The sequence below is a fragment of the Ruegeria sediminis genome, assembly GCF_005938215.1.
Classification (GTDB): domain Bacteria; phylum Pseudomonadota; class Alphaproteobacteria; order Rhodobacterales; family Rhodobacteraceae; genus Ruegeria; species Ruegeria sediminis.
The window spans coordinates 457,352-474,842 of the sequence record NZ_VCPD01000002.1; the positions used below are offsets into that span (position 1 = coordinate 457,352).

General features: G+C 64.0%; 17 protein-coding genes and 3 tRNA genes. 8 read left to right on the top strand and 12 right to left on the bottom strand.

Annotated features, from left to right (window positions below; all coding sequences use genetic code 11):
• Positions 1-34: 34 nt before the first annotated feature.
• Entirely contained in the window at positions 35-2,893 is a 2,859-nt protein-coding gene (gene uvrA, locus FGK63_RS06845; RefSeq protein WP_138840863.1) for an excinuclease ABC subunit UvrA, read from the bottom strand.
• A gap of 167 nt (positions 2,894-3,060) precedes the next feature.
• On the opposite strand from uvrA, the gene FGK63_RS06850 reads away from it, so the two are divergent.
• A complete protein-coding gene (locus tag FGK63_RS06850; RefSeq protein ID WP_138840864.1) occupies positions 3,061-3,420 on the top strand; it encodes a rhodanese-like domain-containing protein in 360 nt (119 codons plus the stop codon).
• Between the two features lie 60 nt (positions 3,421-3,480).
• On the opposite strand, the gene FGK63_RS06855 is transcribed toward FGK63_RS06850, so the two are convergent.
• From FGK63_RS06855 to FGK63_RS06865, 3 genes are all read right to left on the bottom strand, one after another.
• A tRNA-Asp gene (locus tag FGK63_RS06855) sits at positions 3,481-3,557 on the bottom strand.
• Between the two features lie 48 nt (positions 3,558-3,605).
• Positions 3,606-3,682, bottom strand: a tRNA-Asp gene (locus FGK63_RS06860).
• 198 nt (positions 3,683-3,880) lie between these two features.
• Positions 3,881-4,819: a pirin family protein gene (locus FGK63_RS06865; protein WP_138840865.1), complete on the bottom strand. Its 939-nt coding sequence runs from the start codon at positions 4,817-4,819 to the stop codon at positions 3,881-3,883.
• 260 nt (positions 4,820-5,079) lie between these two features.
• On the opposite strand from FGK63_RS06865, the gene FGK63_RS06870 reads away from it, so the two are divergent.
• Positions 5,080-5,154, top strand: a tRNA-Val gene (locus FGK63_RS06870).
• 270 nt (positions 5,155-5,424) lie between these two features.
• Here FGK63_RS06870 and lon read toward each other — a convergent pair.
• On the bottom strand, positions 5,425-7,833 hold the full coding sequence (gene lon / locus FGK63_RS06875; protein WP_138840866.1) for an endopeptidase La: 2,409 nt from the start codon (positions 7,831-7,833) through the stop codon (positions 5,425-5,427).
• 307 nt (positions 7,834-8,140) lie between these two features.
• On the opposite strand from lon, the gene FGK63_RS06880 reads away from it, so the two are divergent.
• Positions 8,141-8,794 carry an isochorismatase family protein gene (locus FGK63_RS06880; protein ID WP_138840867.1) on the top strand — a complete coding sequence of 218 codons (654 nt, stop codon included), beginning with the start codon at positions 8,141-8,143 and terminating at the stop codon, positions 8,792-8,794.
• Positions 8,795-8,798: 4 nt separating this feature from the next.
• Here the strand turns inward: FGK63_RS06880 and tgt are convergent, their stop codons facing one another.
• Positions 8,799-9,929, bottom strand: a complete 1,131-nt coding sequence (gene tgt, locus FGK63_RS06885; RefSeq protein WP_138840868.1) for a tRNA guanosine(34) transglycosylase Tgt — start codon at positions 9,927-9,929, stop codon at positions 8,799-8,801.
• Positions 9,930-10,157: 228 nt separating this feature from the next.
• Between tgt and FGK63_RS06890 the strand changes: the two genes are divergently transcribed.
• Positions 10,158-11,048 (top strand): SPFH domain-containing protein, encoded by an 891-nt coding sequence (locus FGK63_RS06890; protein WP_138840869.1) that lies wholly within the window; start codon positions 10,158-10,160, stop codon positions 11,046-11,048.
• Positions 11,048-11,326 carry an NfeD family protein gene (locus FGK63_RS06895; protein ID WP_138840870.1) on the top strand — a complete coding sequence of 93 codons (279 nt, stop codon included), beginning with the start codon at positions 11,048-11,050 and terminating at the stop codon, positions 11,324-11,326. Before FGK63_RS06890 ends, FGK63_RS06895 begins: the two co-directional genes overlap by 1 nt.
• Before the next feature lie 42 nt (positions 11,327-11,368).
• Here FGK63_RS06895 and FGK63_RS06900 read toward each other — a convergent pair whose 3' ends face one another.
• Both FGK63_RS06900 and FGK63_RS06905 read right to left on the bottom strand, forming a co-directional pair.
• Positions 11,369-11,572: a hypothetical protein gene (locus tag FGK63_RS06900; RefSeq protein ID WP_138840871.1), complete on the bottom strand. Its 204-nt coding sequence runs from the start codon at positions 11,570-11,572 to the stop codon at positions 11,369-11,371.
• Between the two features lie 4 nt (positions 11,573-11,576).
• Positions 11,577-12,500, bottom strand: coding sequence for a hypothetical protein (locus tag FGK63_RS06905; RefSeq protein WP_138840872.1), 924 nt, complete (start codon positions 12,498-12,500; stop codon positions 11,577-11,579).
• A 253-nt stretch (positions 12,501-12,753) separates the two neighbouring features.
• Here FGK63_RS06905 and FGK63_RS06910 point away from each other — a divergent pair, with 253 nt between their 5' ends.
• Together FGK63_RS06910 and FGK63_RS06915 are read left to right on the top strand one after the other, a co-directional pair.
• A complete protein-coding gene (locus FGK63_RS06910; RefSeq protein ID WP_138840873.1) occupies positions 12,754-13,116 on the top strand; it encodes an SUF system Fe-S cluster assembly protein in 363 nt (120 codons plus the stop codon).
• A 293-nt stretch (positions 13,117-13,409) separates the two neighbouring features.
• Positions 13,410-13,775: a HesB/IscA family protein gene (locus FGK63_RS06915; protein WP_138840874.1), complete on the top strand. Its 366-nt coding sequence runs from the start codon at positions 13,410-13,412 to the stop codon at positions 13,773-13,775.
• On the opposite strand, the gene FGK63_RS06920 is transcribed toward FGK63_RS06915, so the two are convergent.
• Positions 13,772-13,951: a hypothetical protein gene (locus tag FGK63_RS06920; RefSeq protein WP_138840875.1), complete on the bottom strand. Its 180-nt coding sequence runs from the start codon at positions 13,949-13,951 to the stop codon at positions 13,772-13,774. The two genes, FGK63_RS06915 and FGK63_RS06920, sit on opposite strands and share 4 nt — an antisense overlap.
• Positions 13,952-14,074: 123 nt before the next feature.
• Between FGK63_RS06920 and tpiA the strand changes: the two genes are divergently transcribed.
• On the top strand, positions 14,075-14,824 hold the full coding sequence (tpiA, locus tag FGK63_RS06925) for a triose-phosphate isomerase (RefSeq protein ID WP_138840876.1): 750 nt from the start codon (positions 14,075-14,077) through the stop codon (positions 14,822-14,824).
• 10 nt (positions 14,825-14,834) lie between these two features.
• Here tpiA and FGK63_RS06930 read toward each other — a convergent pair whose 3' ends face one another.
• The 3 genes from FGK63_RS06930 to FGK63_RS06940 all read right to left on the bottom strand — a co-directional run bounded on the left by FGK63_RS06930 (position 14,835) and on the right by FGK63_RS06940 (position 17,481).
• Entirely contained in the window at positions 14,835-15,281 is a 447-nt protein-coding gene (locus FGK63_RS06930; RefSeq protein ID WP_138840877.1) for a nucleoside deaminase, read from the bottom strand.
• A 131-nt stretch (positions 15,282-15,412) separates the two neighbouring features.
• The gene (locus FGK63_RS06935; RefSeq protein WP_138840878.1) at positions 15,413-16,810 is read right to left on the bottom strand and encodes a TRAP transporter large permease; all 1,398 of its coding nucleotides are present in this window, start codon (positions 16,808-16,810) and stop codon (positions 15,413-15,415) included.
• Entirely contained in the window at positions 16,810-17,481 is a 672-nt protein-coding gene (locus tag FGK63_RS06940; RefSeq protein WP_138840879.1) for a TRAP transporter small permease, read from the bottom strand. The genes FGK63_RS06935 and FGK63_RS06940 overlap by 1 nt, the downstream gene beginning before the upstream one ends.
• Positions 17,482-17,491 lie beyond the last annotated feature (10 nt).

Genomic DNA, 17,491 nt, shown 5'->3' on the forward strand with positions numbered 1-17,491 from the left:
GCCCGCAGGAGAGCGGCGGAAGATTGCGACGCGATTATTCTGCCGCCACCCGCCGACCGTCCAGCATCGGTTTCAGATACCGCCCAGTGTGGCTTCGTTCGACCGCGGCAACGTCTTCGGGCGTGCCTTTGGCCACGATCTCTCCGCCGCCGTCGCCGCCTTCGGGTCCGATGTCGATGATGTGGTCCGCGGTTTTCACCACGTCGAGGTTGTGTTCGATCACCACCACCGTATTGCCCTGATCGACAAGTTCATGCAGCACTTCCAACAGCTTGCGCACGTCCTCGAAATGCAGACCCGTCGTGGGCTCATCCAGTATGTAGAGCGTGCGACCGGTCGAACGCTTGCTGAGCTCCTTCGACAGTTTCACACGCTGCGCCTCGCCCCCCGACAGGGTTGTCGCCTGCTGCCCGACCTTGATGTAACCCAGCCCTACCCGTGCCAGGGCATCCATCTTGTCCCGGATCGCCGGCACTGCCTTGAAGAACTCCTGTGCGTCCTCGACCGTCATGTCCAGAACGTCGGCGATGGATTTTCCCTTGAACTTGATCTCGAGCGTTTCGCGGTTGTACCGCGCGCCCTTGCAGGTCTCGCAGGTGACGTAGACATCTGGCAGAAAGTGCATTTCGATCTTGATGACGCCATCGCCCTGGCAGGCTTCACAGCGCCCGCCCTTGACGTTGAAGCTGAACCGGCCCGGCTTGTAACCTCGCGCCTTGGCCTCGGGCAGACCGGCGAACCAGTCGCGGATCGGCGTGAAGGCACCCGTGTAGGTCGCCGGGTTCGACCGCGGAGTGCGTCCGATGGGACGCTGATCGATGTCGATCACCTTGTCGAGAAATTCAAGCCCCTTGATGGTCTCGCAGGGCGCTGGCGTCTGCCGGGCCCCGTTCAGCCGCATCGAGGCCGTTTTGAACAGCGTCTCGATGGTCAGTGTCGACTTTCCGCCGCCGGACACGCCGGTCACGCAGACGAACTTGCCCAATGGGAAATCGGCGGTGACTTCCTTGAGGTTGTTGCCCGTCGCCTTGACCACGGTCACCTTTTTGCCGTTGCCGGCGCGCCGCTTGGCCGGCACGGAAATCTCGCGCAACCCGGCCAGGTATTGCCCCGTGATCGAGGCCGGATCCGCCGCGATGTCGGCGGGCGTTCCGTGGCTGACCACCTGCCCGCCGTGCACGCCCGCGCCCGGGCCGATGTCGAAGACGTAATCCGCCTCGCGGATCGCCTCTTCGTCATGCTCGACGACAATCACCGTATTGCCTTGGTCGCGCAGGTTCTTGAGCGTGCCCAGAAGCCGCCCGTTGTCGCGCTGATGCAGGCCGATGGACGGTTCGTCCAGAACATATAGAACGCCAGTCAGGCCAGACCCGATCTGGCTGGCCAGGCGAATGCGCTGGCTCTCGCCGCCGGACAGCGTGCCGCTTGAACGCGACAGCGTTAGGTATTCGAGCCCGACGTTGTTCAGGAAACCAAGGCGCTCGCGGATCTCCTTGAGGATGGCGCGCGCGATTTCGTTCTTCTGCACGCTCAGTTGTCCAGGGGCTTCTTCGATCCAGGCCAAGGCCTCTCTGATCGACATCTGGACCACGTTGCCGACATGCAGGCCGGCGATTTTGACCGCCAGCGCCTCTTCCCGCAGGCGATGGCCGCGGCAGGTGCCACAGGGCCTGTTGTTCTGGTACCGCTCGAATTCCTCGCGGATCCAGGCGCTGTCAGTTTCGCGATAGCGACGTTCCATGTTGGGGATCACGCCCTCGAAGGTGCGCGTCACCTGGTACACTCGACCGCCCTCGTCATAGCGGAACGGGATCTCTTCTTCGCCCGAGCCATACAGGAACACCTGCTGCACGTGCGGCGGCAATTCTTTCCAAGGGGTATTCTTGTCGAATTCGTAGTGGCGGGCGATGGCTTCGATGGTCTGCAGGAAATAGGGCGACTTGCCCTTTCGCCAGGGCGCCAGCGCGCCGTCATAGACCTTGAGCGTCTGATCCGGCACGACCAGCCTTTCGTCGAAGAACAACTCGACCCCAAGACCGTCGCAATCCGGGCAGGCCCCGAACGGCGCGTTGAACGAGAACAGGCGCGGTTCGATCTCGGGAATGGTGAAACCGCTGACCGGGCAGGCGAAATTCTCGGAGAAGGTGATGCGCTCCGGCTCGCCCTCGCGCGGGGCGGTTTCCAGGATGGCGATGCCGTCGGCCAGATCCAGTGCGGTGCGCAGGCTGTCAGCCAGCCGGGTTTCCATCCCCTCGCGCACGACCAGGCGATCCACCACCACGTCGATGTCATGACGGTACTTCTTGTCCAGGGTGGGCGGTTCGTCCAGTTCATGGAATTGGCCATCGACCTTGACGCGTTGGAACCCCTGCTTGCGAAGTTCAAGAAACTCCTTGCGGTATTCGCCTTTGCGGTCGCGCACGATAGGAGCCAGCAGATAGCCTCGCGTGCCCTCCTCCATCGCCATGATCCGGTCTACCATGTCCTGCACCTGCTGCGCCTCGATGGGCTGGCCGGTGGCGGGGCTGTAGGGCGTTCCCGCGCGGGCGAAAAGCAGGCGCAGGTAGTCATAGATCTCGGTAACCGTGCCGACGGTCGAGCGCGGGTTCTTGCTGGTGGTCTTTTGTTCGATCGAGATTGCCGGGGACAGGCCGCTGATGTGATCCACATCCGGCTTTTCCATCATGTCGAGAAACTGGCGCGCATAGGCCGAAAGGCTTTCGACATAGCGCCGCTGGCCTTCGGCATAGATCGTGTCAAAGGCGAGGCTGGACTTGCCCGACCCCGACAGGCCAGTGATAACCACCAACTGATCGCGCGGGATATCCACGTCGATGCCCTTGAGATTGTGCTCGCGCGCGCCGCGCACCTCGATGGTCTTCAACTCTGCCATGTCGCCCCCGGTTCCAACCTTCTAAGAGATAGGCGAGCGGCAGCGAGTCTCCAAGTCAAAATAGTGAACAAAATGCGAACAAGCGCGACAATGCCGAAATCCATTGTATTCCGTTTTGTGAATGTTATATGCCTTGCGGCACCAAGACACCAGGATGGATCGACGCCATGTTCAAACTGAGCAGCATTCTGAACCGCGGCCTGAGCGTCGAGGATGCCATCGAAGGTATCGGCACGGGGACCGTGACCGTGATCGACGTCCGGGACCACGCCGAAGTGCGAAGCACGGGCAAGGCGACCGGCGCGCTGCACATTCCGCTTGCGAGGCTGCAGGACATGGCGAACCCGTCCCATCCCGATTTTCATGATGGACTGCGGACCGAGAGGAGCATCGCGGTCTATTGCGCGTCTGGCGGGCGAAGCATGGCTGGCAAGCAGATCCTGCGGAAGTTGGGCTATCGGGACGTCCACAACATCGGCGGGCTGGGCCACTGGGTTAAGGCCGGCGGCAAGGTCGAGCCTGTCTGATCCGGTTGCCCGCAAAGCAAACGCGAGGCGCCGCGACTTATCAAATTACGGAAGAAGAAGTGGCGCGGTTGACGGGGCTCGAACCCGCGACCCCCGGCGTGACAGGCCGGTACTCTAACCAACTGAGCTACAACCGCGCATCTATGTCTTGGATCCCTTGACCCGGATCCGGGGCTGGACAGCGGTGGCGCGGTTGACGGGGCTCGAACCCGCGACCCCCGGCGTGACAGGCCGGTACTCTAACCAACTGAGCTACAACCGCTCGCTGCCCGCTCAATCATCGCTGAGCGTTGCGGTGTATTATGGCTACGCCCGAGCATCGTCAAGCGGACATTCCAACTTTTTTCGTTTCGGGCCGAAAAATTGATGATCCCGCATGAGGTCTCGTAGGCAGACGGCTTGCGGCCTCTCGTTATTTATCGTTACAAAATAGCGCCTTATGATCCGTTGCGGCTTGGCCTTATCGTTCAGGCAAGGGGGTGAACTCTTGATCATCGCCCGGCGGCAAGCGGAACCGGCCATGCGCCCAGTCGCCCGCGCGCCAGGCCTCCTTGGCGGCGTCGATCCGGTCCTTCGACGAGGCGACGAAGTTCCACCAGATGTGGCGGGGACCGTTGAGGGTGGCGCCGCCGAGGAGCATGAGGCGCGCGCCCTGATCGCCGGCCCGCAGGCTGAGCTGGTCGCCGGGGCGGAACACCATCATCCGGCCCGCCTCGAAGGTCTGGCCCGCGACCGTGACCGAGCCTTCGACCACATGAACGCCGCGGTCCTCGTGGTTGTCGGGCAGCGGGATTGCCGCGCCGGGTTGCAGGATCGCGTCGGCATAGAACATCTCGGAGGTGGTCGAGACCGGGGCGCTTTCGCCATAGGCATCGCCAAGGATCAGCCGGACCTGCTTGCCCTCGCCCTCGATGAACGGCAGCGTTTCGCTGCCAGCGTGCTCAAATGCGGCGGGGTCGTCCTCGCGCTCTTCCGGCAGGGCGACCCAGGTCTGAATTCCAAACATTTCAATGGGTTGCCTGCGCGCTTCGCCATCGGTCCGCTCGGAATGGGTGACGCCGTTTCCGGCGATCATCCAGTTCGCGGCGCCGGGCATGATCCACTGATCGGTGCCCAGGGAGTCACGGTGATGCAGGCGGCCCTTGTAGAGATAGGTGACCGTCGCGAGGCCGATATGCGGGTGCGGACGGACGTCGATCCCCTGCCCCGTCACGAACTCGGCGGGGCCCATCTGGTCGAAGAAAATGAAGGGTCCCACCATCTGCCTGCGAGGGGCCGGGAGGGCGCGGCGGACTTCGAATCCGCCGAGGTCGCGGGCGCGCGGAACGATGACGGTTTCGATGGAGTCGATCGAGTCTCCGGTCGGGCAGTGCGGGTCGAGGGCGGGGTTCCAGCTCATGTCAGGCTCCGGTTTTGTTCGGTTTGTATATGGTCCGCTTGGGGACGTGTCCGATTTGTACAAAGATAGAGCGTTCGAGGAGGAAAGGAATGCCGCACTTTTTGCATTGGCTGTGCATTGGCGCACAGGCGGGATTCCCGCGAAATCGGGCCATATGCATGTTGCGCCGCGAACGCCGCATCAAGGTTTTCACAAAGGTTTCGCCGCCGGCCAAACAGCCCTTGCGGAGCGTTCCGAGTCGCGGTAATACCCCTGCTCACGGGTGATTAGCTCAGTGGTAGAGCGCTTCGTTCACATCGAAGATGTCAGCGGTTCAAATCCGTTATCACCCACCATTCCCCTTTTTCCGAAATGACTGGACCGGCGCTTGGGCTGGTGCGCGCGCCTTCGTTCCCGCGGATTGGGCCAGGAGTTTTCCTGGTCGAGCACGTCTGGCACCTTGTAAAGCCCGGCTGACGGGCCGGTCCGCACGCCCGGCATTCCGAACGGAAACACCCCCGCAGAAATCTGCGGGGGTGTTGTCCTGTCGTGGTCATGGATGCACCGCGCGCTACGGTCGGGGCGGTGCGAAAAAGCCGCCCTTCCCTGCCTGGCAGTACCGCCCGTCAATGCGCGGTGGCTGACGGGCCGGCATCTTCGCCCGCCTTGGCGGCGGCGGCGGCGGCCTCTTCTGCGGCTTCGTCCCATTCGATCGGCTCAGGCTCGCGCACGAGGGCGTGCTTGAGCACTTCGGAGACGTGGCGGACCGGGATGATCTCGAGCCCCTCTTTCACGTTGTCGGGGATCTCGGGCAGGTCTTTCTCGTTCTCCTGCGGGATCAACACGGTCTTGATGCCGCCGCGCAGGGCGGCCAGCAGTTTCTCCTTGAGGCCGCCGATGGCCAGCGCGTTGCCGCGCAGCGTCACCTCGCCGGTCATCGCGATGTCCTTGCGGACCGGGATGCCGGTCAGCACCGAGACGATCGAGGTGACCATCGCCAGGCCGGCCGAGGGGCCGTCCTTGGGCGTGGCGCCTTCGGGAACGTGGACGTGGATGTCCCACTTGTCGAAGCTTGGCGGCTTGATGCCGAGCTTGGGCGAGATCGAGCGGACGTAGGATGAGGCCGCTTCGATCGACTCCTTCATCACATCGCCCAGCTTGCCCGTGGTCTTCATCCGGCCCTTGCCGGGCAGGCGCAGCGCCTCGATGTTGAGAAGCTCGCCGCCGACCGAGGTATAGGCCAGCCCGGTGACGACGCCGACCTGATCGCTTTCTTCGGCCAGGCCGTAGCGGTATTTCGGCACGCCGAGGAATTCGTCCAGGTTGTCCGGCGTCACGGTGATGCTTTCCGCCTCGCCCTTGACGATCTTGGTCAGGGATTTCCGCGCCACCTTGGCGATCTCGCGCTCGAGGTTCCGCACGCCCGCCTCGCGGGTATAGGTGCGGATGATCGCGGTCAGCGCCTCGTCGGTCAGGTCGAACTCCTTGGCCTTGAGGCCGTGGTTCTTGATCTGCTTGCCGATCAGGTGCTGCTTGGCGATCTCGCGCTTTTCATCCTCGGTATAGCCGGCGAGCGGGATGATCTCCATCCGGTCCAAGAGCGGCCCGGGCATGTTGTAGCTGTTCGAGGTGGTCAGGAACATCACGTTCGACAGGTCGTATTCGACCTCGAGGTAGTGATCCATGAAGGTGTTGTTCTGTTCCGGATCCAGCACTTCGAGCATCGCCGAGGCCGGATCGCCGCGGAAGTCCTGCCCCATCTTGTCGATCTCGTCGAGCAGGATGAGCGGGTTCGTGGTCTTGGCCTTTTTCAGCGACTGGATGATCTTGCCGGGCATCGAGCCGATATAGGTGCGGCGGTGGCCGCGGATCTCGGATTCGTCGCGCACGCCGCCAAGGCTGATGCGGATGAACTCGCGCCCCGTGGCGCGGGCCACGGACTTGCCCAGCGAGGTCTTGCCGACGCCCGGCGGGCCGACGAGGCAGAGGATCGGGCCTTTCAGCTTTTTTGACCGCTGCTGCACGGCGAGATATTCGACGATCCGTTCCTTGACCTTTTCGAGACCGTAATGGTCGTCGTCGAGGATCTCCTGTGCCTTGCCCAGGTCCTTTTTAACGCGGGACTTGGTGCCCCAGGGCAGCGACAGGATCCAGTCGAGGTAGTTGCGCACGACGGTGGCCTCGGCCGACATGGGCGACATGTTCTTGAGCTTCTTCAACTCGCCCTCGGCCTTTTCGCGGGCTTCCTTCGACAGCTTCGTCTCGGCGATCTTCTGTTCCAGCTCGGCCACTTCGTTCGAGCCGTCCTCGCCGTCGCCCAGTTCGCGCTGAATGGCCTTCATCTGCTCATTCAGGTAGTACTCGCGCTGGGTCTTCTCCATCTGCGACTTGACGCGGGTCTTGATCTTTTTCTCGACCTGAAGGACCGACATTTCGCCCTGCATCAGGCCATAGACCTTTTCCAGCCGCTCGCTGACGCTGAGGGTTTCCAGAAGTTCCTGCTTCTGATGCACCTCGATGCCCAGATGCCCTGCGACCAGATCGGCCAGCTTGGCCGGTTCTGTGGTGTCGCCGACGGCGGACAGCGCCTCTTCGGGGATGTTCTTGCGCACCTTGGCGTAGCGCTCGAACTCGTCCGTGACGGTGCGCAGCAAGGCCTGAGTGGTGGTCACGTCGCCCGGAATTTCGGTCAGGTACTCGGCACGGGCCTCGAAGAAGTCCTCGTTCTCGAGAAACTCGGTGATCTCGACGCGCGCCTGTCCTTCGACCAGTACCTTGACGGTGCCGTCGGGCAGTTTCAGCAGCTGCAGCACGTTGGCCAGAACGCCGGTGGTGTAGATGCCGCCGGTGTCAGGGTCGTCCACGCTGGGATCGACCTGGCTGCTGAGCAGGATCTGCTTGTCGTCCTGCATCACCTCTTCCAGCGCGCGGACCGATTTCTCGCGGCCGACGAAGAGCGGCACGATCATGTGGGGGAACACCACGATGTCGCGCAGCGGCAGGACGGGGTAAGAGGAATTCAGGGGCTCTTGCATGCTCTATCCTTAATCATTGGCAAGAAGACGCGGCCCCGCCAGGCGGCAACCATTGGCCTTCTCCGTTCTTGAGGTAGAAAGGTGGGTCGAACTACCCCCTGTTTCAACCTCGCCGTTGACGGCTTTTCGGGAACAATGGCCGTTGCGGCCGGCTTCCGCAAGGGCGGTATCGCATATTTTGCGGCAATATTTCCGGCGTGCTACCAAGGTCGGAACCGGCATTGTTGCGTGTCGCGAACCGACAAGTCGCCCCGACTGCCGCATCTAGGATGTCCGCTACACAATGCCGTTACCCGAGGAGCTTATGATGATTGAGAAATTCGGACCCGACACCGCGCTTTTGCTGATCGACGTGCAGAAAGGCGTTCACGAGCTGACCCATTGGGGCGGGCCGACCGGGCGCATGAACAACCCGGACTGCGTGGCAAATCTGCAAAAGCTTCTTGGCGGGTTCCGGTCGGCGCGGCGGCAGGTGGCGTTCACGCGGCATGACAGCCTGGAACCCGACTCGCCCCTGAAGCTGTCGCTGCCGACGGGCGAACAGCTGGACGGGCTGGCGGTGCAGACCGGCGACATCGTGGTGGAGAAGGACGTGAACTCGGGCTTTCTGGGCACGTCGCTGGAGATCGACTTGCGGCGGGCGGGCGCCCGGCGGCTGGTGATCGCGGGGTATTTCACCAATTTCTGCGTCGAGACCACGACGCGCATGGCGGGCAACATGGGCTATGACGTCTACCTGGCCCACGACGCCTGCGCCACCACCAACCGCATCGACCTGAACGGCGTCGATCACGACCCCGAACTGGTTCACGACCTCTCGGTCGCGTCGCTGCACGGCGAGTTCTGCACCGCGCTGAGGACCAAAGACCTGCTGGGGCTGCTGACCGCCGACGCCGCGCATCTGAACCGCGCGCAGGGCAACGAGGCCACCAGCGCCAAGCCGGAACTGCGCATCGCCTGAAGGATCAGAGCGGGTCGATATCCCCCTGCGCCCGCTGGGCGTGGAAATCGGCCTGCCATTCCGCGAACGTGCCCGCCGCGATGGCGTCGCGCATTCCGGACATGATCTGCTGGAAATAGTGCAGGTTGTGCCAGGTCAGCAGCATCCCCGAGATCATCTCGTTCGCGCGGAAGACGTGGTGCAGGTAGGCGCGCGAATAGTTGGAGCAGGCCGGGCACGCGCACTTGTCGTCCAGCGGGCGCGGGTCGTCCTGGTGGCGGGCGTTCTTGATGTTGACCACGCCGTGCCGCGTGAACGCCTGGCCGGTGCGCCCCGAGCGCGAGGGCAGCACGCAGTCCATCATGTCGATGCCGCGGGCGACGGCGCCGACGATGTCATCGGACTTGCCCACGCCCATCAGGTAGCGCGGCTTGTCCGCGGGCAGCATGTCGGGCGCGAAGTCGAGCACGCCGAACATGGCCTCCTGCCCCTCGCCCACGGCAAGGCCGCCCACGGCGTAGCCGTCAAAGCCGATTTCGGTGAGCGCCGCGGCGCTTTCCTCGCGGAAGTCGCGTTCGAGCCCGCCCTGCTGGATGCCGAACAGCGCATGGCCCGGGCGGTCGCCGAAAGCGTCGCGCGAGCGGGCCGCCCACCGCATCGACAGGCGCATGGATTCGGCGATGCGGTCGCGGTCGGCGGGAAGCGCCGGGCATTCGTCGAAGCACATGACGATGTCCGAACCCAGAAGGCGCTGGATCTCCATCGAGCGTTCCGGCGTCAGCTCGTGTTTCGAGCCGTCGATGTGGGATTTGAAGGTCACGCCCTGTTCCGTCAGCTTGCGCAGCCCGGCCAGCGACATCACCTGGAACCCGCCCGAGTCGGTCAGGATCGGGTGCTGCCAGTTCATGAACCTGTGCAGCCCGCCCAGCCGGTCGATGCGCTCGGCGGTCGGGCGCAGCATCAGGTGATAGGTGTTGCCCAGCAGGATGTCGGCCCCGGTCGCGCGCACGCTTTCCGGCATCATCGCCTTGACCGTCGCCGCCGTGCCCACCGGCATGAAGGCGGGCGTGCGCACCTCGCCGCGCGGGGTGTGGATCACGCCCGTTCGGGCCTTGCCGTCGGTTGCCTTCAACTCGAATGAGAAACGCTCGGTCATGTCATCGTCCCGGATCGCTGAACCGCGCAGGCTTTGCCCGATCGGGGCGGGCATTGCAACCCGTGAGGACGGTGGAGCAAGGATGCAAAGCGGCCACAGGCCGGGCGTTCGCACCGGCGCGGGGTCGTGCCGCCTTGCCTTGGCGCGGGTTCCCCCCGTACCAGTATTGAAAGCTGCGGGCGCAGCCCCGAAATTAATTGGAATCACACGAAAACAACAGGAACCGACATGACCGAAGATCAGCTCATCGGATTGCTCACTCAGAACATCATCTATGTGCTGGGCGCGGTCTTCATCATCGTCGTCATCCTCAAGGGCATCAAGATCGTGCCCCAGTCCGAGAAATACGTGGTCGAACGGTTCGGGCGGCTGCACGCGGTGCTGGGGCCGGGCATCAACTTCATCGTGCCGTTCCTGGACGTGGTCCGGCACAGAATCTCGGTGCTGGAGCGGCAGTTGCCGAACGCGACGCAGGACGCGATCACCCGCGACAACGTGCTGGTGCAGATCGACACCTCGGTCTTCTACCGCATCCTCGAGCCGGAAAAGACGGTCTACCGGATCCGCGATGTCGATGCCGCCATCGCGACCACCGTCGCCGGCATCGTCCGGGCCGAGATCGGCAAGATGGACCTGGACGAGGTGCAGTCGAACCGCGCCCAGCTGATCAGCCAGATCCAGGCGAGCGTCGAGGATGCGGTGGACAACTGGGGGATCGAGGTGACGCGGGCCGAGATCCTGGACGTGAACCTGGACCAGGCGACGCGCGAGGCGATGCTGCAGCAGCTGAACGCCGAACGCGCCCGCCGCGCGCAGGTGACCGAGGCCGAGGGCCGCAAGCGTGCCGTCGAACTGCACGCCGATGCCGAGCTTTACGCCGCCGAGCAATCCGCCAAGGCCCGCCGCATCCAGGCCGAGGCCGAAGCCTATGCGACCGGGGTCGTCGCGAAGGCGATCCAGGACAACGGAATCGAGGCGGCGCAGTACCAGGTTGCGCTGAAGCAGGTCGAGGCGCTGAACGCGCTGGGCAACGGCGCCGGCAAGCAGACCATCGTCCTGCCCGCCAACGCGATCGAAGCCTTCGGCGACGCGTTCAAGCTGTTGAAGGGAGGCAAGTGATGGCCGAACCGTTCTGGATGATCTGGTGGGTATGGCTGGCCGGGGCGCTGGTGCTGGCCATTCTCGAAGTGCTGCTGCCGGGCTTCGTCTTTCTGGGCTTCGCCATCGGGGCGGCCATAACCGGGCTTTGGTTGCTGATCCCGGTGTTCCCGGTATCGCTGCCGGTGCTGCTGCTGATCTTTGCCGCGCTGTCGCTGATCGCGTGGCTGGTGCTGCGGCGGGTCTTTGCGCTGAAGCACGGGCAGGTGAAGACCTTCGATCACGACATCAACGAATAAAGCGGCGGCGCGATCGTCGGAACAGGGCGCCGGGCTTTCGGTCTAGCCTTCGTCCTTGTCGGCCTGTTCCTTTTCGGGTCTGGCCGTTGCCCATCCCCAGACGCCCCGGGCAATCAGAGAGAGCGCCAGGCAGATCACCAGCAGCAATCCGACCCCGGCCCTTGTGTCGGGAGAGGCATAGGTGACCAGGCCTATGCCGACGAGCAGTCCGAATGCGCCCCAAGCGCCGTAGGAAAGCCACTCCATCGCATCAGTCCTTTCCGAGGAACGACAGGATCTCGTTGCCCCAGCGATCCGCCCAGTTGCCTATGGTGTCCGACAGCGTGTCCTCTTTCCATCCGTCGATCCAGAGATCCTGCTTGGCCTCGATCTCGTCGCGCCAGGCCTCGAATTTCTCGCGGGCCTGAATTGCGGTTTCCACGCCCGACAGATCCATCCGAAGGATCAGCGCGTCTTGGGCCCCTTTCTGATGCGTGGGGCTCCAGGCCAGAACGAACGGGCCCCGGCGGTCTTGAAGGGTTTCGATGTCGTCCGCATCCAGGGCCGCACGCGCGTCCTCGAGCGCCGCAAGCGACGTGGCCAATCCGTATTCATCGACCGCCTTGTCGCAGCCGGTCAGGCCGGATTCCGACATGGCAGCGACCGCCACATAGTCGTGGCTGACGGGCCATACCGTGACCAGTTGTTGATCCAGCGGCACCTCGACTTCGGTATAGGCAAGAATAGCCGCGACATAGCCCTGGCAGATGCTCACGAAACGATCGCGATCCGATGGCAGCGGACGGGACTTGAAGGCGACGATGGCGTAGGCCGCGAAATGTTCTGGCGGGAACATGCCGGGGCCCGCGAAAATACGGGTTGCGCGCCCCTCGCCCGCGCCGGACTGGGCTGATGCCACGTCCCGATCAGCGGTCTGGGGCGGCGAAATGACAACTCCTCTGCCGTTCCCGCTCGAATCCGGAACGAAGATGTAGTCGCCGCCGGTGTCTCCGTAGGTGCTCCAGCCGCCACCCGTGGAATAGCCGCTGGACCCGCCGCCGCCACCGCCGGACTCCTCTTCCTCGTCTTCGTCATCGTCGCGCGAATAGGTGTCTTGGGATTGCGCGAGGCATGGGGACAAGAAGGCGACCGAAGTCAGAACGCCTATTGCCGCAGTTATGAAAAACTGACGCATGGCTCAAACCCTCAAAACAATGAGGCAATATTACCATAATACCAATCATTTTCCATATCTACCTCAGGTTTAATAGCGGGATCGTTTCGACCCGCGTAGGTTCGGTGCTGCAATGCTTCGGACGCGACCCCAGGAATTTCAGCGCACCGGCCACGTGCCATCGGTTCCCGCCGTGATGTAACGTCCGACTGCCTCTGGACGCTGGCGGCCTATTTTCCTATATAATCGCTCAGGTAACTGAACCGAGGACCTGATGACCCACGCGACCGAACCGCTCGAAGGCGCGCCGCTGATTGCGCCCTCCACCGTTGACCATCCGCTCTACGAGCCGGTGGTAGAGGCCTGCCGGACGGTCTATGACCCGGAAATCCCGGTCAATATCTATGAATTGGGCCTGATCTACACGATCGACATCAGCCCCGAGAACGACGTCAAGGTGATCATGACCCTGACCGCGCCGGGCTGTCCTGTGGCCGGCGACATGCCCGGCTGGGTGATGAGCGCCATCGAACCCGTGCCCGGCGTCAAGAGCGTGGATGTGGACCTGACCTGGGAGCCGCCCTGGGGCATGGAGATGATGTCGGACGAGGCGCGGCTGGAACTGGGCTTCATGTAGGGCCGCGCCGCGGTTACCCACAGAATTTCCGCTGATTTCACAAATGCGTAACCTGTTGGTTACGTGTTTGTTTTCCAACCGTTACATTCCGCGGGCAGGGTTCTTGCGGCGATGGCATTCGTGACTTGCAACAGGCTTCGGGCCGCCAGCGCCATCCCGCCGCCCCCCGGCCCGGGCCCGACACCCAGGACCGCTCTTGCCCGGGAGCGGTCCTTTTTCCTGCGGCGACCGCCCCTTGAGCCCGGTCCCCCGCCGCCTTAGATTAGAGTCAACGCGCGAAAACGGAGAACTTCATGTTCGGCATACCCGGCAAACAGGCCGTGACCATGACCCCAAGGGCCGCGGCCCAGATCAGCCGCCTGATGGACAAGGGCGGCCATGCCGGCCTGCGCATCGGCGTCAAGAAAGGCGGCTGCGCGGGCATGGAATACACGATGGAATACGTGGATCAGCCCGACCCGCATGACGAGGTGGTCGAGCAGGACGGCGCGCGGGTGATGATCGCGCCGATGGCGCAGATGTTCCTGTTCGGCACCGAGATCGACTATGAGGTGTCGCTGCTGGAATCGGGGTTCAAGTTCAAGAACCCGAACGTGGTCGATGCCTGCGGCTGCGGCGAGTCGATCAAGTTCGACGAGAGCCTGCCCGAGCAACGCTAGGATTTGTCCTGCAGGTGGACGCAGGTTTCGTTGCAACGGCGGGTCAGATGCTCGCCGGGCGGGAAGCCGGTGTCGGACACGGTCAGGAAACCGACCTCGCGCACGGCGCGCACCAGCCGGGCCATTTCGGCGGGTTCCCGCGCCTTGAGCTTTGGCAGGTCGAGATCGTGGATCATGTGTCATCCCTGGTGCCGGCCATCCTGGTCCGGCCCCCGCACCCCGCAAGCGGAATTGTCAGCCCCTGCGCCGGGTGTTATCCGGTACCGCAGAAAACATGAACGGGACAAGGGGACGGGCGGATGCGGCGCAAGCTGGCGGCAGGCAACTGGAAAATGAACGGAACCGGCGCGGCGCTGAGCGAGTTGGAGGCGTTGGCGAAGGGGCACCCTGCCCCGGCCGTCGACATCCTGATCTGCCCGCCCGCGACGCTGCTGAACCGCGCGGCGCAGGCCCTGTCCGGCGCGTCGATCGCGGTGGGCGGTCAGGATTGCCACGCGGATGCGTCGGGCGCGCATACGGGCGACATCAGCGCCGGGATGCTGAAGGACGCCGGGGCGACGGCGGTGATCCTGGGCCATTCCGAGCGGCGCGAGGATCATGGCGAACGCAACGAGGACGTGCGCGCCAAGGCCCGCGCGGCGATGGATGCGGGGCTGACGGCGGTGATCTGCGTCGGCGAGAGCCTGGCGCAGCGCGAGGCGGCCAACACGCTCGACATCATCGGCGGGCAGCTGTCGGGGTCGATCCCCGACCAGTCCACCGGCGAGAACCTGGTGGTCGCATACGAGCCGATCTGGGCCATCGGCACAGGCAAGGTGCCGACGCTGGAGCAGATCGGCGAGGTGCATGATTTCATCCGCGCCCGGCTGGAGCGCCGATTTGGCGCGGGCGTCGGCCGGTCGGTGCGGCTGCTTTACGGCGGTTCGGTCAAGCCGGACAACGCGGCGGGGATATTCGGCGTGCCGAACGTGGACGGGGCGCTGGTGGGCGGCGCCAGCCTGAAGGCCGCGGATTTCGCGCCGATCATCGCGGCGCTGGAGAACGCCTGAACGGCGGACCCTATTCCGCGATGTCCTCGGCCCAGAGGTCGGGCTTTTCCGCGATGAACCGCTGCATCAGCGCGATGCAGTCGGGATCGTCGGCGATCACGACATCGACGCCGCGGGCGCGCAGGAAATCCTCGTTGCCGCCAAAGTTCCGGGTGTCTCCGATGACGACGCGGGGGATGCCGAACTGAACGATGGTTCCGCTGCACATCATGCAGGGCGAGAGCGAGGTGTAGAGCACCGTGTCGCGATAGGTCTTCTGGCGGCCCGCCTTGCGCAGCGCGTCCATTTCGCCGTGTGCGATGGGATCGCCCTGCTGCACCCGCCGGTTGCGGCCCTGCGCGACGACCTGCCCGCCCCGCGCCAGCACCGAGCCGATGGGGCATCCGCCTTCGTCGAAGCCGGTTCGGGCCTCGTCATAGGCGATCCGCAGAAGCCTCTGGTCGGTTTCGGTCAGCATGGTCGGTCCTTTCGCTTGCGGTTCGCAAGCCTGCCCAACCAGCGGCGGCCGGTCAAGAACCGCGTCGCGGAACGAAAAAGGCCGGGCGGTTTTGGCCGCCCGGCTTGAGTGGGTCTTTGTGAGTGGTGGTTTTATTTTATTATTATCTCCGGTCCCATCAGCGCGTTCGGCAGCACGGTCGAGATCCAGGGCACATAGGTCACCAGGATCAGGAACAGGAACAGCACGCCCAGGAAGGGAAGCGCCGCCCGAACCACCGACATCATCGGCATGCCCGCGACGCCCGAAGTCACGAAGAGGTTGAGACCCACGGGCGGCGTGATCATCCCGATCTCCATGTTCACGACCATGATGATGCCCAGGTGGATCGGGTCGATGCCCAGTTCGATCGCGATCGGGAAGACCAGCGGCGCGACGATGACCAGGAGGCCCGACGGCTCCATGAACTGGCCGCCGATCAGCAGGATCACGTTGACCACGATCAGGAAGGTCACCGGACCCAGGCCCGCCGAGAGCATCGCGTTCGCCACGTGCTGCGGCACCTGCTCGTCGGTCAGGACGTGCTTGAGGATCAGCGCGTTGGCGATGACGAACATCAGCGTCACCGTCAGCTTGCCCGCGTCGAAAAGGGTGTCGCGGGTGTCGTGGTGGAACAGCGCGGTGACCAGCGCGTAGGGCTTGCGCAGAAGCGAAACCCGGTTGCCGCCGTTGTTGCGCGCCGCCAGCGGGCCCATGTCGCGGTAGACGAAGGTCGCCACCACGAAGGCGTAGACCGAGGCCACCGCCGCCGCTTCGGTCGGGGTGAAGATGGCGCTGGTGATGCCGGGGATGCCGTAGATGCCGATCATGATGACGGCGATCAGCATCAGGCCCCACAGCGCGTCGCGGAAGCTGGAGCCGACCTCGGCCCAGCCGGCCCAGTCGCCCTTGGGCATGCCCTTGACCGTCGCCATGACGTAGATCGCCACCATCAGCATCAGGCCCGCCAGGATGCCGGGGATGACGCCCGCGAGGAACATCCGCCCCACCGAGACCTCGACCGAGGCGGCATAGACCACCATCACGATCGAGGGCGGGATAAGGATGCCCAGCGTACCGGCGTTGCAGATGACGCCGGCGGCGAATTCCTTGGTGTAGCCCGCCTGCCGCATCGCCGCGATCACGATCGTACCGATGGCCACCACGGTCGCGGGCGAGGAGCCCGACAGCGCGGCGAACATCATGCAGGCGAACACGCCCGAGATCGCAAGGCCGCCGCGCAGGTGCCCGACGCAGGCGATGGAGAACCGGATGATCCGCTGCGCCACGCCGCCCGTAGACATGAAGGACGAGGCCAGGATGAAGAAGGGGATCGCCAGCAGGGTGAAGTGACCCTCGAACGCCTGGAACAGGGTTTGCGCCACCGAGGCCAGCGAGCTGTCCGAGAAGATCAGCAGGAAGACGATCGAGCTGAGGCCGAGCGCCACCGCGATCGGAACCCCGATCAGCAGCAGGCCAATGACCATCACGAAGAGAAGTACAACATCCATCAGTCAGCATCTCCCTGGTGCCGACGCACCTCTTCCAGATCGTCCTCGGCCTCGTGGCTGGCCACCAGGCGGTCGTCCGTGCCCTCCCAGATCCTGTAGGTCGCCTGCACGAAGCGCAGCAGCAGCAGCGCCGCGGAAATCGGCAGAACCATGTAGGGGATCAGGCGCGGAAGTTTCTCGTATTCGTCGCCTTCGTTGAAGGCGGCCTCCATCCAGGCGAGGAAGCCGGGATGCGGAATGTCGTTGGTCTCGTACCAGGCCTTGGGGCGGAACTCGGCTTCGAAGCCGGTCGGGAACCAGCGCCCGGTGGTCTGCGGCAGGTTGGCGAAATTGGCCCAGTAGTCCCACGAGCCTTTCAGCAGCAGCAGCGAGAACAGGATGCAGACACCCGCCGAGAACAGCGCCATCGTGCGGCGCCCGTGCGGCGGCAGCATGTTGATGATGACGTCCACCCCGAGATGGGCGTTCTTCTTGACCGCGTAGCTGGCGCCCAGAAGGACGAGCCAGCCGAACATGAACACCGTCAGTTCCAGCGCCCAGAGAATGTTGTGATTGAACACGTAGCGTGCGACCACATTGGCAAAGGTGATCACCGTCATGAGCCCGAGCAGCACGGCGATGATCGTCTCTTCAATGCGATCCACCCAGCTTTCGCTTTTGTGTGGATGCATGGGTCCCTCG